The sequence below is a fragment of the Sulfurimonas hydrogeniphila genome (genome assembly GCF_009068765.1).
Classification (GTDB): Bacteria; Campylobacterota; Campylobacteria; order Campylobacterales; family Sulfurimonadaceae; genus Sulfurimonas; species Sulfurimonas hydrogeniphila.
Window position 1 is genome coordinate 158798 of record NZ_CP035534.1, and the last position, 13387, is coordinate 172184.

Genomic DNA, 13387 nt, shown 5'->3' on the forward strand with positions numbered 1-13387 from the left:
TATTATCACAAATAACCTAAAACAATATTTCATTGTCCGTACATATGTTTTTTCGTTTTACTCGTAGCAACAGCTTTAAAAGGATTTTGCGGCCAATAATGCCTTTTGTATTTTCCCCGTAACTCTTTTGCGACCTCGGCATAAGAGTTCTCCCAAAAGCTTTTTAAATCATAAGTGATTTGTATGGGTCGCATAGCGGGTGTGAGGAGATGCATCTGTAAAGGGAGTGTGCCGTTTAACACTTTGGGTGTTTCATGAAGTCCGAACACTTCTTGTATCTTTACATGTAAAGAGGGTTTGTGAACGTCGGTGTAATCTATATGAATACTTGAACCGCTTGGTACTGTAATACTTTGGGGTACCTGGGTGTCCAAAAGCTGCTGCTGTTCCCATGTCAAGAGTGAGCGCAACAGTGCATAAATATCTAAACTTTCCAACTCTTTTATGCTTGCAATGTTGTCAAGATGAGGCTCCAGCCAAAGGTCAAGTCTCTCAAGCAGCGCTGTATCACTAAAGTCTGCAAACTCTTGATGATGGTGTAAAAAATTGACTCTTTCTTTGAATTTTACAGCTTTTTTGCTCCATGTCAAAAGTTCCAGACCCTCTTTTTTTATTAACTCTGTAAGCAGCTTTTGAAAATCTTGCCCTTTTGCAACCTGTATCGGTTTTGCAAAAAGGAGCAGTTTTAAAAAGTAAGTCTCTTCTCTTATGTCAAACTTCTTGTTCTCTTTATTGTAGTTTATTGTTTGTTTGGTGTGCATAAAGGAAGAAAAGTATTGCTCAATCTGCGTCATTGTTACACTCAGTGCCAGATTTATAAGTGAGTCTTTGGCATGTGCATGAAGATTTGCCACAACCAGGTACTCTTCATTGCGCAAAGTGTCTTCGTCATGAAGCATGGCGCCTTTTGCGTTGCTGAGTATGTATTTGTTACTGTTGCTGTCTCGCCGTCTAGCGAGTCTGTCAGGGTAGGCAAAAAGGAGCAGTACCCCGAGTATATCTTTGTCAAGTGAACTGTTTTTTTTGTGTGCCTGTTTGATATATTTGAGTTTTTTATAAAAAAACTCTGCTTCGCGGAGTACTTCTTTGGCTCTGAATGTATGGATATAGCTACTGTTGCAGTCTTGCTCAAAAAGATGTATATATCGCGGCAGTATATCACTCTCTTTTGATGCATCTTTAAAAATATCTTTTTCTCCCAAAAGTGAGGCCAGCAGACAGGCTTCATAGGCAAAGCCCAAATCATTTGCTTTTAAAATCATATAGGAAAATCTTGGATGCAGTCCCAGACTCAGAGCATCTCTGCCAAAAGCGGTGATTTTGAAAGAAGCATCAAGCATTGCGAGCGCCTGTAAAATTTTTTTTGTTTTTTGAGTAGTGTCGGGATGCGGAATATCCAAAAATTTCAGTTCGCAAAAGTCATCAACACCCCATAAAGCCAAATCCAGCATCAGTGAGCTTAAATCCGTCCGGAGTATTTCGGGTTTTGTGGACGGTTGCAGTATTTTTGATGCATGCCACAGCCTGTAGCAGACTCCGTTTGAGAGCCTTCCGGCTCTGCCTGCTCTTTGAACGGCGGCATCTTCTGAGACAAAGGACATTTCCAAATGATTCATCGCATTGGCATGGTTGTAGCGTGAGAGCTTCTCCAGACCCGAGTCTATCACGACTGTCACGCCCTCTATGGTCAGAGATGTCTGTGCAATGTTTGTACTGAGTATGATTTTTCGTTTTGAGGAGGAGGAGAGTGCCCTGTCCTGTTCTTTTTTTGAGAGTGAAGAGTAGAGCGGTACAATGAGGACATCTTTGCTAACGGTATTAAGAAGTGCATTTTGCAAATTTTTTATCTCTTTGACTCCTGGCAAAAAGACTAAAATATCTCCTGTATGCTTTTTTAATGCCTGCAGTGTCGTTTTGAGAAGCAAAGCATTCAAAGAGCGTGCGTCAGGTTGTTTTGTTTTGATGTCAAGATATATATTTTGTACATCATATCTTTTCCCTTTTGAAGTTATCACGGGAACATCACCGAGCAGGGAGGAGATTTCGTTTGCATTGAGTGTGGCGGACATAATCAGGATTTTCAACTCATCACGTAAGAGTTCCTGTACCTGCAAAGACAGCGCAAGGGACAAATCAGTGTGAATACTGCGTTCATGAAACTCATCAAAAACAATCATAGCTACATCATCCAAAGTCTGATTGCTTTGGAGTTTGCGTACTAAAACAGCTTCGGTAACAACCAGAATTTTGGTGTTTTTTGAATAAACACTGTCCATTTTTATCTGATAGCCCACACGCTCTCCAAGTGGTTCACCCAGAAGTTTCGCCATTTGCGAAGCAACCATCCGGGCAGCCACGCGCCGCGGCTCAAGCATAATGATCATTTTGTTTCCAAGCCAGGCTTCATCAAGCAAAGAGATAGGCACAACAGTGCTTTTTCCTGCCCCGGGAGGAGCCTGTAAAACAAGCCTGTTATTATTTTGCAGTGATTTTTTTACATCTTCTAAGACGTCATGTATCGGTAGTTTTATCATATAGAGTATTATAGCATTTTATCCAAATAATTTTTTCTTATTTAAATGTTTATAAAAACTGATACTGCTTTTTCCAGTGTGTAATTTTTACTCACTTTTATTATTAATTTATATTATAACATCAAAAAATTATAAAAATTATATTTTCGTGATACAGTTACGGTAAATTTTTAAAATATGGAGTAAAAATGAACAAAACATCACTTATAGTGGTTGCAGCAACTTTGGCTGTATCACTTGAAGCAGGTACTTTTTCAAACTTTTTTGACAGAGTTTCTAAAAAAGGGCATTCTATAAAAGTTGTAAGGGGTTTGAACCACGATCAAAAAAGTTATAAAGATAATGAGTACGGTCTTGTAAATGCAGACGTTGCTGCAAAGTGGATTAATGACTGGGAAGCAAATAAACCAGCAGGTGTGAACGGGCGCCTGTTTGTGATGCAGGTAGGACTTTTGCCGGGAAGCAAACCATTTGTGAAGCATGACGATGTGCATGTATTTACTTTTGACAGAACAGCAGGGTGTACTACAACAGGCGATATTCGCAATGACGGAATTTCTGATATTCCTATGCCGATTTTTTCAGGCGGTATGACAGGTATGGATGGTGCTTTTTGGGCATACGATATCAATCCGAATGAAGATATGCTTTTGGTTGTAGTCGCATCAGATGATCCTCAGAATATGGCACTGGCATCACGCTTTTTGTGGACAATGAGTTATTGGGGAATGAAAGAGGATCATGTTTCATTAATGAACGGAACGGCAATGTATATGTTTGATCCTGAGCTAAACCCTCGTATAAAAAGAGCGGGTGTAACGAGCAAAGAGTCAATGTTTACAGAGATGGGGTCTGAGTATTTGATGGCTCCGGGCGGAAAACTTGATTTTGGTGACGCAAAAAGCGGTCGTGCACCGGCACAGCGCCAGAACTTTGAATCTATAAAAACACTGCCTACCCAACCAAACTTCTCATTGTTTGCCAGTATGGAAGATATAATGAATGTAGTTGATGCAAACCAAAAATCTGATGTTATTATTGATGGCAGAAGTGCGGCTGAATACAATGCTGAAATCGAAGTTAAAAGAAGCAAAACAGAAACAAAAGAGTGTGGTGTAAATCATGATCAGCAGTGCTATTCCGCGTTTGAAGGACATATCAGAGGTGCTGTTAATCTCGAATACCGCAGTGTTATTAACACTCAAGACTTTGTCAAAGATCTTAATGGTGACGGCATAGTCGATGAGCGTGATGCATCGATGACTTTTCTCTCAAAAAGAGAACTTAAAAGAACATTTAGAAAATTAGGCGTAAAGCGTGACAGTGATGTATATACATACTGCAGAACAGGTACCCGTGCATCGCTTGTGACTTTTGCATCGTATGAGATTTTAGGATACAAAACACACATGTATGACGGTTCATGGATTCAGTGGTCAAAACTTGCAGATGCGGTAGATACTTACGCAAAACAAATGCTTCCGGAAGATTCACCATGGAGAACAGATGTTTCGCGCTATACAGAAAATATAAAATATAACGATTCTGTTGATGTGGGACCGGCTTCTGCAACACTTTATCCTTATGCGCCTGAAGGTTCAGGAAACCGCATTGTAGAAGAAGATGAAGCCTATCGTTTTGACTTCTAGGTTTTAATATGCAATAGGGGAGGGGAGGTCCCTCCTTGTGTCGTTATTTTGCAGTGCGCTTTTTACATCTTTCAGCGTAAAAACTTTGCAACTCTCGGGTTGCGTTTGACTGCTTCCTGTTTTGCTTTTTGTGTCGCATTAATAATATTTTTGATAACAAATGGATTGAGTTTCACTGCTTCTAATTGCACTTTTTCTGAAGGGTAAGTGATAAATTTAATGATTTGCGGATTATGTCTTACTGCGACTATTTGTGCTTCTTCGTCAAATGATTCAATCAGTTTTGTTAATGCTATGTTAAAGCTGCCGTTTTTCATAATCTTGTTTACTGCAAGAATCTGAATCTCTTTCGTTGGATTTTCAATCTCTTCAATAGCTCTTGGAGAGGTTTCCAGTGCTGCTTTTTGTACCTTATACGAAGGGGCTTTTATAAATTGTATTTTCCACCAGTATTGTGTAACCGCTTTGATTTGTTCTTCTTCACTGAGTGAAGAGTAATACTTTGTTCTTTCTTTTATCTGTTGTGCATAGGAAAGGTTTTTTGGCTGGGCACATCCGGTAAGAAGTACAAATAAAGCAAGTGCACTGAAAGTAAAAAATTTCATTAAAGGTGCCATAAGTAGTTTTCCTCTTCCTGCCAGCCGTCAATCTCATCAATAATCTGTCCACTGGGTGCATCTATAATATAGGTAACCGGTGAAAAAGGTCTGATAAGTTTTTTGGGAATATTTTTATCTGTATCGCGATTTATTATAAGCTTTATATACTTTTTGTTGATATAGTCTCGTATATCTTTTTTTATTAAAATAGTATCTACCAGACGATGACAAAAAGGACATCCGTCACTTACCAGAATTACAAGAAGGTCTTTATTCTCTTTTTTGGCAATGTTAACAGCTTTGTTGTAATCTCTTTCGTATCCCATATACTCTGCAAAAAGATTGTAATCATCCCAATAGTTGGCATACAGAGAAATTGACAGTAAGGGCAATAATAATAGTTTCTTATAAAAATTCATGTTTTTATTTTAGCATAAAATGATAAATAAGGAATTTGATGGACAAAACGAATATGTGGTGGTGGAGCATAGCGGGATCGAACCGCTGACCTCTTCGCTGCCAGCGAAGCGCTCTCCCAGCTGAGCTAATGCCCCATATATATTTGTAAGTATCGTAAATGTTTTTTGATTTTATAAATGGTGGACCCTCAGGGATTCGAACCCTGGGAGGTGTTACCCTCGCCGGTTTTCAAGACCGGTGCATTCGACCAACTCTGCCAAAGATCCACATTTGTAGTTATGATTAAAAAACTGGAGGTGCCACCCAGATTTGAACTGGGGATAGCAGCTTTGCAGGCTGCGGCCTTACCACTTGGCGATGGCACCAGTTTCAGTTAATTATCAGTGGTGCCCGGGGCCGGACTTGAACCGGCACAGTATTGCTACCGGGGGATTTTAAGTCCCCTGCGTCTACCGATTTCGCCACCCGGGCAATATATTGAGTGTACCACAGTTTAACAATCTTAAATTAAATGGAGCGGGAAACGAGGTTCGAACTCGCGACCCCAACCTTGGCAAGGTTGTGCTCTACCACTGAGCTATTCCCGCAATTTCAGTTTACAATTTGTAAGTGAGCCGGAATTATAGCTTTTTTTTTTTGCTTTGTAAAGAGTTTTTAGTTAAAAATAGTAAAAAAGTGCTATAATCGCATTCATATTTTAAGATGTAAACTACTATACAGGGATTTTTTATGAGAAGTGATATAATCAAAAAGGGCTTTGATAAGGCGCCTCACCGTTCATTGTTGCGTGCTACCGGTCTAAAAGATGAAGATTTTGACAAACCGTTTATCGGAATTGCAAACTCTTATATTGACATTATTCCAGGACACTTTTTCTTGCATGAATATGGTGAAATAGTAAAAGAGGCCATCCGTGAAGCAGGCGGTGTGCCATTTGTATTTAACACAATCGGTGTTGATGACGGTATTGCCATGGGGCATGACGGTATGCTTTACTCTTTGCCGTCACGTGAAATTATTGCGGATTCTATTGAAACTGTTATGAATGCGCACAAACTTGATGCGATGATTTGTATCCCTAACTGTGACAAAATTGTTCCGGGTATGATTATAGGGGCACTCCGTGTGAATGTTCCTACTATTTTTGTCTCCGGTGGGCCTATGGCTGCGGGACACAAAAAAGACGGTACGCCGATTGACCTTGCAACTGCATTTGAGGCAGTCGGTCAGCATGCCGAGGGTAATATGACGGATGAGGAGCTGTATGAGATAGAGTGTGAAGCTTGTCCTTCCGGCGGAAGCTGTTCGGGTATGTTTACAGCAAACTCTATGAATACTCTCTGTGAGGCGATGGGTATAGCACTTCCTGGTAACGGAACTGTTTTAGCCATGACACCTGAGCGGATTGCAATGGTGAAAAAAGCGGCAAAACGTATTGTCGAGCTTGCAAAAATGGAAAATAACGAAAAATACAATTTTAAAAATATTTTGAATGAAAAAGCGGTGCATAATGCATTTACCGTAGATATGGCTATGGGCGGAAGTTCAAATACCGTACTGCATATGCTTGCCATTGCCAAAGAGGCAGATGTTGATTTTAAAATAGAAAATATTAATGCAATTGCAGAAAAAGTTGCACACATTGCAAAGATTTCTCCGTCATTAACAACTGTTCACATGAAAGATATAGATGATGCGGGCGGCGTCAATGCGGTAATGAAAGAGGTTTCCAACAGAGGCAATGATGTCTTGCAGCTTGATGCACTGACTGTTACCGGTGAAACTATCGGCGAGAGAATTAAAGATGCCGAGATAAAAGATACAAACATTATTCATACAAATGAAAATGCCTACTCTCCTGTTGGCGGGCTCTCGATTTTATTTGGAAATCTTGCGACTGAGGGTGCGGTTATTAAAGCAGCCGGCATTGTAGACTCTATGAGACACTTTAAAGGTACGGCTATCTGTTTTAATTCACAGCAAGAAGCAATAGACGGAATTATGGCGCACAAAGTCAAACCCGGCAATATTGTAGTGATTCGCTATGAGGGTCCAAAAGGCGGTCCCGGTATGCAGGAGATGCTTGCCCCGACGGCACTTATTCAGGGTATGGGGCTTGGCGAGAGTGTTGCGCTTATTACCGACGGGCGTTTTTCTGGCGCTACCAAAGGGGCTTCCATCGGGCATGTTTCTCCTGAAGCTGCCGAGGGCGGACTGATCGCATTGATAGAAGACGGTGATGAGATAGAACTTGATGTTGACAAACACATCTTACAGTTAAATGTAGACGGCGAAGAACTTGCAAGAAGAAAAGACCATTATGTTCCTTATAAAAATGAAGTAAAATCAAAATGGCTGAAACGTTATCAGTTGCTCGTCTCTAACGCATCAAACGGTGCTGTATTAAAAACAGAATTATAAGAAGGAAAATATATTTTGAATGAAATTGCTATAAAAAGAGACGGTGAAATTATAGATACACAGACAGCAAAAGAGCTGGGCTTTGAGGGTGAGCAGATTCACCTTGACAACTCTCCTGAGTCTTTGGAAGTTCTGCGTCACTCAACGGCACACCTTATGGCTCAGGCTATTAAGTCACTTTATCCTGATGCTGAATTTTATGTGGGACCGGTTGTCAAAGAGGGCTTTTATTATGACTTTAAAACTTCTGCTGAAATCGGCGAGGCTGATTTAAAGAAAATCGAGAAGCAGATGCTCTCTTTTGCAAAGAAAAAGTACCCGATAGAAAAGTATGAAATTACAAAAGAAGAAGCGATAGAGAAGTTTAAAAACGACCATTTAAAGCTTGAAGTCATGAAAAGAATTCCGAGTGATACAGTCAGTATTTACAAGCAGGGTGAGTTTGAAGACCTTTGCCGCGGACCGCACCTGCCAAATATCGGTCTTATCCGATACTTTAAACTGACAAAAATCTCCGGTGCCTATCTTGGCGGAGATTCCAAAAACGAAATGCTTACACGTATATACGGTATAGCATTTGCAACAAAAGAGGCCCTCAAAGAGCATATGACAATGCTGGCCGAAGCTGAAAAACGGGACCACCGCAAGCTCGGCAACGAGATGAAACTGTTTACCTTTCGTGAAGAAGTCGGTGCCGGTTTTCCTATCTGGCTGCCTGCCGGTGGACGCCTGCGCGCAAGACTGGAGTCTTTACTTTTTAAAGCGCACAGAAAACGCGGATACGAGCCTGTACGCGGTCCTGAAATGCTCCGTTCTGATTTATGGAAAACATCAGGGCATTATCAAAACTACGGTGAAAACATGTACTTTACCCATATAGATGAGCTTGAATTTGGGGTAAAACCGATGAACTGTGTCGGGCATATCAAAGTATATGAAGATGAACTGCACTCTTACCGTGATTTACCGATTAAATACTTTGAATACGGCGTTGTGCATCGTCATGAGGCAAGCGGGGCTTTGCACGGGCTTTTCCGTGTACGTGAATTTACACAGGATGATGCGCACATTTTCTGTCGTGCAGATCAGATTGAAGAACAAATCATTGAAGTAGTTGATTTTGTGGATAAAATTATGTCTACTTTTGAATTTGACTATAAAATGATGATTTCTACAAAACCTGAAAAAGCGGTCGGGAGTGATGAAGTGTGGGAAATTTCTACACAGGCACTAAAAAATGCAATGGATAAAAACGAACTGGCTTATGAAATAGACGAAGGCGGCGGAGCATTTTACGGTCCTAAAATTGACATCAAAATCACCGATGCCATCGGACGTGAGTGGCAGTGTGGAACAATTCAGCTTGATTTTAATCTTCCTGAGCGGTTTAAACTTGAATATAACGGCGAAGAGAATGATAAAATTCAGCCGGTAATGATTCACCGTGCCATTTTAGGCTCATTTGAACGCTTTATAGGGATTTTGACAGAGCATTATGCCGGAGAATTTCCGATGTTTATCGCCCCTACACAGGTAGCAATTGTTCCTGTTGCAGAAACACATAAAGAATATGCTAAGCTTTTATCAGATAAACTTATCGATATTAATGCCGATAGTGAAATCTATGCGAAAAATGATTCTTTAAACAAAAGAATCAGAACTGCAGAAAAAACCCGTGTTCCTATGATAGTTGTCATCGGGGATGAAGAGATTAAAAACAAAACTGTAGCCATTCGCGACAGACGAACTAGAGAGCAGTACAACTTAAGTGAAGAGGAATTCTTGAAACTTATACAAACTAAAATAAATGAGGTAAATTTTTGAGTAAAAACAAAGACCGCGTTATCATGAATGATGACATCCGTGTTCCAGAGGTGAGATGTAATGTAGATGGAGGTGAATCTTTAGGCGTCATCTCTACTGATGAAGCTATGACGAAAGCAAATGAATTGGGCTTAGACCTTGTGCTGATTGCTCCAAATGCCAAGCCGCCTGTTGCGAAAATCATGGATTATGGCAAGTTTAGATACCAAGAAGAGAAAAAGCTTAAAGAGCAGCGAAAAAATCAGGTAAAAATTGTTGTCAAAGAGATTAAACTTTCGGTGAAAATTGCAGAAAATGACATTGCCTACAAGGTCAAGCATGCAAGAGAGTTCCTTGAAAAAGGCTATCATGTAAAATTCAGAGTCTTTTTGCGTGGTCGTGAAATGGCACATCCTGAAGCTGCAAAAGAGGTACTTATGCAGGTATGGCCTATGGTTGAAGACATCGCCGTAATGGAAAAACCGCCAAAATTTGAAGGACGTTATTACAATATGTATGTCGTTCCGAAGAAGTAACTTTTTTTCAATTTTCTTCTATAATAAAGCCTAAAGGCTTTATTATTTTCTTCTCTTATCAGTAAGATAACAATCAATTAACAAAAATAGTATTATAATTACATGTAATTTATTATATAAGGATTATTATGATTAGACGTATGCCGTGGTGGTTAGCCGGAATCTTAATGGCGTTATTGGTACTGTTTACATTTTCAGTATTTGGAGCAAACAGGCCTTTTGGAGCATCAACCTATGTGCCTTATTTCGCAGGGATACTTTTTGATTTAAGTCCCGAAAAATACCCTTATCTCAAAGAGGTACATTTTGCCGGTGCCTGGGAAGGGGTAATGCTTTTGGGTGCTCTGACAGGCGGTTTTTTGACCTCTGTCTTTGTCACAAAAACTTTTCGTTTGAGTATTATGCCCACAGGCTGGAAAAAATATAAAAACTCTTCAGTCATATCACGGCTTGTTTGGAGTTTTATCAGCGGTTTTTTTCTTATAATAGGTGCACGCCTGGCAGGCGGATGTACAAGCGGGCATTTTTTAAGCGGGATGGCACAGACGGCTATAAGCAGTATGATTTTTGGCGGAGTAGTTCTTTTAAGTCTGATTATTACAGGAAAAGTATTTTATAAAAGTGAGGCAAATGATGTTTGATAGAATCTTAAACATGTTTACGACTGTCTCCAATGAATCCCACGGTTCGGTATTTGTCGTTTTTATGATAGGGCTTGTGTTTGGTGTACTGATTCAGTACAGCAGGGTGGACAAGTTTGAAAAAATTGCCGGTTTTGCAATGCTCAGAGATACAGTGGTGCCTAAAATGCTCTTTTTGGCAATAGGTTTAGCCTCTATAGGACTCTATTTTATGGTGGAAGCGGGATATGCATCGTACCATCCAAAGCCGATCATCTTAGGCGGACTGATTATAGGCGGTACGATTTTTGGTATTTCTATGGCAATACTGGGAAAATGTCCGGGAACCGGTCCCGTATCTATTGCAGAAGGGCGCATTGATGTTCTTGTGGGAGCCATCGGCGGAATATTCGGCGGGCTGGTCTTTACTGTTTATTTCGATTTTTTTAAAAAAATCATGGGTGAGAGTCTTGGAAAAACAACCTTGGTATCCTACTTTCAGGGACATGAAAATTTAAGTGTCTTTATTTTTGGTATTGTTCTTATTATTGTGAGTATTGTTATTCCTCTTCGCCAAGAGTTTGATGAAGCGGATCTGCAACAGCTGCAAGAATAATATTTATTGATAAATATCATCTTTTCACCGGATTTTCTTCTGTATAATATTCCTTAAAAAAGGAAATAGATATGCAGCAGATACAGAGAATAGCAATACTGTTTGGAGTTTTATTCCAGTTTGCAATAGCGCAAACACCAGAATTGGATACACAGGAATTTCCTTTAGAAGAATTGAAAAAACAAAATATTCAAATTGCTGCGCTCGCGGCAAAAGAGATGTCCAAAACACTGCCTCAAAAAGTCGACAGATATACTACTGTCACAAGTATCATTAATGACAAGAACACGCTGGTATATACATTTGTTATCGATACCGGCAAAAAAAGTGATGCAACTGTTCAAAAAGAAGACCACAGCAGAATGCAAAAAGCAATCACGACAGGTGTCTGTAAAACTTCAGAAAAATTTTTGCTTGCCGGAATTGATACTCTTTATGTTTACAAAAGCGAAAAAACAGGCAGGGTATTGTTCAGGTTTAAAATCACTCAAGAGAAATGCCCAAATCTAACCAGTCGATAAGTCTCTTATGCCGATTAAAAATATCATACGGTCTCAGAATTTTTTTTCCTCTTTGGAAGATGAAGACCTGGAGCGACTTGCATCCATATCCTTGCTGCATCATTATAAAAAAGAGTATATGCTTCAGTATGAAAATGAAGAGTGTAATGAACTGTTTTTTCTGTGCGAGGGTATGGCAAAAGCCTATAAAATTGACAAACACAATAATGAAGTTGTGCTGCACTACATATATGCAGATTCAATGATATCGGAGATTTCGGATACTGATGCTGAAAAACTCCGGTCCTTTTCAAATATTCAGCTGATTGAAGATTCCCAGGTTTTAAGTATAAATTATCAAAAATTCAAGAAGTATTTTTTAGAAACACATCTGTTGCAAAAGGAATTTACGGGTGAGATTGTAAAAAGATCATTACAATTACAATCTTTAATCAATCGGGAATTTATCTTTGATGCTGTTTCGAAGGTCAGCATGATGCTTTATGATGATTTGCAAATGTTTAACAAACTCAAGCGCCATGAGATATCCCTGATGCTGCATATTCAGCCGGCAACACTTTCACGTGTTCTTAACAGATTAAAACGAAACAATATTATTGATATAATACACGGGCAGGTAAAAATCATCAGTCAAAGAGGTTTGCAAAATATATACAAGGATAAAATTGATGACTAAAATAAAATTTCTAGGGGCATTGATTTTTTTTCTTTCCATAGTGCTTGCCCTGTACTCCAAACATATTGCTGCGCATAATGAAGCAAATTTGCGACTTTTGAAAGTGATTAATGAACAAAAAGCATTTACACAGGAGATTGCGAAAAATATCTTTTTTATGTATAAAAACAAAGATGCTTCAGTAGAAGAGTTGGACAAATATATACAGTCTTTTGTTGAAAATATGAACAACAAAGATGAGATACTCGATAAGATATTTTCAAAAGATATCAAACAGGAGTCGGAAAAAATTATTTCCCTGTGGAATAACTTTTATCTGCTTGTGCAAAAATTCAGAGATGCCTCCCGGATACACAACGGTTATACAAACATTGTAATTGACAAACTGGTCAAAGATATCTATGATACAAATCTGCAGCTTGTAGTAGAATTCAACAAACTGATAAAAATGCATAAAAAATATTTTGACACACTGCAGCATAAAAATAAAACTATTCAAGTTACGCTGTTTGTTGTTTTGCTTCTTTTGCTTTTATACCTTTTTTCCCAATTAAAATCTTTGCTTGGATTTATTCAGAAATTTCTCCATACTTCTAAAAAAATTGTGCAAAAATCAACGGTACTTGGTGTGGAGCCGATAGAAGAAAAGAGCAGTATTGCTGATGTGACACAGGCAGCGGATGCTTTTAATTTTCTTGTTCAAAAGATAGACAAATCAATTGAAAATTCGAGCAAGTCCATCCAGGCTGCTTCTAAATCACTCGAAGAGACAGAAAAAAGTATAGAGGATTTGCTGGAATTAATTGCTGTGATGGATGAAGAAAACAGACTTGACAAAAATTTGGTAAAAAAAGAGGATATCCTTATCGAATCTTTGGAAGAACTCACTACATCTCTGCAGAAACTCCATTCTCTGAAAATACATTTGGACAACTTTAAAAAATAAAACTAATTGAATAATTTGACCAAGGTCAAATTATTAGATGCCTTTG

The 13387-nt window shown here is 39.1% G+C and carries 12 protein-coding genes and 5 tRNA genes; 9 read left to right on the forward strand and 8 right to left on the reverse strand.

Annotated features, from left to right (window positions below; translation table 11 throughout):
• Positions 1–29: 29 nt before the first annotated feature.
• Positions 30–2534: an ATP-dependent helicase HrpB gene (gene hrpB / locus ETP70_RS00810; RefSeq protein WP_151899386.1), complete on the reverse strand. Its 2505-nt coding sequence runs from the start codon at positions 2532–2534 to the stop codon at positions 30–32.
• A 188-nt stretch (positions 2535–2722) separates the two neighbouring features.
• Between hrpB and ETP70_RS00815 the strand changes: the two genes are divergently transcribed.
• Complete coding sequence (locus tag ETP70_RS00815; protein ID WP_151899387.1) at positions 2723–4183, forward strand: sulfurtransferase; 1461 nt, start codon at positions 2723–2725, stop codon at positions 4181–4183.
• A gap of 71 nt (positions 4184–4254) precedes the next feature.
• Here ETP70_RS00815 and ETP70_RS00820 read toward each other — a convergent pair whose 3' ends face one another.
• The 7 genes from ETP70_RS00820 to ETP70_RS00850 all read right to left on the reverse strand — a co-directional run bounded on the left by ETP70_RS00820 (position 4255) and on the right by ETP70_RS00850 (position 5789).
• A complete protein-coding gene (locus ETP70_RS00820; protein WP_151899388.1) occupies positions 4255–4800 on the reverse strand; it encodes a hypothetical protein in 546 nt (181 codons plus the stop codon).
• Positions 4788–5201, reverse strand: coding sequence for a thioredoxin fold domain-containing protein (locus tag ETP70_RS00825; protein WP_151899389.1), 414 nt, complete (start codon positions 5199–5201; stop codon positions 4788–4790). Before ETP70_RS00825 ends, ETP70_RS00820 begins: the two co-directional genes overlap by 13 nt.
• 59 nt (positions 5202–5260) lie before the next feature.
• A tRNA-Ala gene (locus ETP70_RS00830) sits at positions 5261–5336 on the reverse strand.
• Between the two features lie 43 nt (positions 5337–5379).
• Positions 5380–5468: transfer RNA gene (locus ETP70_RS00835), tRNA-Ser, on the reverse strand.
• A gap of 25 nt (positions 5469–5493) precedes the next feature.
• Positions 5494–5567 (reverse strand) — tRNA-Cys (locus ETP70_RS00840).
• 19 nt (positions 5568–5586) lie between these two features.
• Positions 5587–5673, reverse strand: a tRNA-Leu gene (locus tag ETP70_RS00845).
• A 41-nt stretch (positions 5674–5714) separates the two neighbouring features.
• A tRNA-Gly gene (locus ETP70_RS00850) sits at positions 5715–5789 on the reverse strand.
• A 142-nt stretch (positions 5790–5931) separates the two neighbouring features.
• Here ETP70_RS00850 and ilvD point away from each other — a divergent pair.
• The 8 genes from ilvD (at position 5932) to ETP70_RS00890 (ending at position 13341) form a co-directional block, all read left to right on the forward strand.
• Complete coding sequence (gene ilvD / locus ETP70_RS00855; RefSeq protein ID WP_151899390.1) at positions 5932–7623, forward strand: dihydroxy-acid dehydratase; 1692 nt, start codon at positions 5932–5934, stop codon at positions 7621–7623.
• A gap of 15 nt (positions 7624–7638) precedes the next feature.
• On the forward strand, positions 7639–9447 hold the full coding sequence (gene thrS / locus ETP70_RS00860; protein ID WP_151899391.1) for a threonine--tRNA ligase: 1809 nt from the start codon (positions 7639–7641) through the stop codon (positions 9445–9447).
• Entirely contained in the window at positions 9444–9962 is a 519-nt protein-coding gene (infC, locus tag ETP70_RS00865) for a translation initiation factor IF-3 (protein ID WP_188110014.1), read from the forward strand. Before thrS ends, infC begins: the two co-directional genes overlap by 4 nt.
• A gap of 128 nt (positions 9963–10090) precedes the next feature.
• Positions 10091–10603, forward strand: coding sequence for a YeeE/YedE thiosulfate transporter family protein (locus ETP70_RS00870; RefSeq protein WP_151899392.1), 513 nt, complete (start codon positions 10091–10093; stop codon positions 10601–10603).
• A complete protein-coding gene (locus tag ETP70_RS00875; RefSeq protein WP_230973288.1) occupies positions 10593–11198 on the forward strand; it encodes a YeeE/YedE thiosulfate transporter family protein in 606 nt (201 codons plus the stop codon). Before ETP70_RS00870 ends, ETP70_RS00875 begins: the two co-directional genes overlap by 11 nt.
• A 71-nt stretch (positions 11199–11269) precedes the next feature.
• Positions 11270–11719 carry a hypothetical protein gene (locus tag ETP70_RS00880; RefSeq protein WP_151899393.1) on the forward strand — a complete coding sequence of 150 codons (450 nt, stop codon included), beginning with the start codon at positions 11270–11272 and terminating at the stop codon, positions 11717–11719.
• Between the two features lie 7 nt (positions 11720–11726).
• The gene (locus ETP70_RS00885) at positions 11727–12395 is read left to right on the forward strand and encodes a Crp/Fnr family transcriptional regulator (protein WP_151899394.1); all 669 of its coding nucleotides are present in this window, start codon (positions 11727–11729) and stop codon (positions 12393–12395) included.
• On the forward strand, positions 12388–13341 hold the full coding sequence (locus tag ETP70_RS00890) for a hypothetical protein (RefSeq protein ID WP_151899395.1): 954 nt from the start codon (positions 12388–12390) through the stop codon (positions 13339–13341). Before ETP70_RS00885 ends, ETP70_RS00890 begins: the two co-directional genes overlap by 8 nt.
• The last annotated feature ends 46 nt before the right edge of the window (positions 13342–13387 follow it).

What these genes read in the sequence shown, in the direction of transcription:
- hrpB (WP_151899386.1), bottom strand. Translation starts at nt 2,534, where the DNA reads ATGATAAAACTACCGATACATGACGTCTTAGAAGATGTAAAAAAATCA.
- ETP70_RS00815 (WP_151899387.1), top strand. Translation starts at nt 2,723, where the DNA reads ATGAACAAAACATCACTTATAGTGGTTGCAGCAACTTTGGCTGTATCA.
- ETP70_RS00820 (WP_151899388.1), bottom strand. Translation starts at nt 4,800, where the DNA reads ATGGCACCTTTAATGAAATTTTTTACTTTCAGTGCACTTGCTTTATTT.
- ETP70_RS00825 (WP_151899389.1), bottom strand. Translation starts at nt 5,201, where the DNA reads ATGAATTTTTATAAGAAACTATTATTATTGCCCTTACTGTCAATTTCT.
- ilvD (WP_151899390.1), top strand. Translation starts at nt 5,932, where the DNA reads ATGAGAAGTGATATAATCAAAAAGGGCTTTGATAAGGCGCCTCACCGT.
- ETP70_RS00870 (WP_151899392.1), top strand. Translation starts at nt 10,091, where the DNA reads ATGATTAGACGTATGCCGTGGTGGTTAGCCGGAATCTTAATGGCGTTA.
- ETP70_RS00875 (WP_230973288.1), top strand. Translation starts at nt 10,593, where the DNA reads ATGATGTTTGATAGAATCTTAAACATGTTTACGACTGTCTCCAATGAA.
- ETP70_RS00880 (WP_151899393.1), top strand. Translation starts at nt 11,270, where the DNA reads ATGCAGCAGATACAGAGAATAGCAATACTGTTTGGAGTTTTATTCCAG.
- ETP70_RS00885 (WP_151899394.1), top strand. Translation starts at nt 11,727, where the DNA reads ATGCCGATTAAAAATATCATACGGTCTCAGAATTTTTTTTCCTCTTTG.
- ETP70_RS00890 (WP_151899395.1), top strand. Translation starts at nt 12,388, where the DNA reads ATGACTAAAATAAAATTTCTAGGGGCATTGATTTTTTTTCTTTCCATA.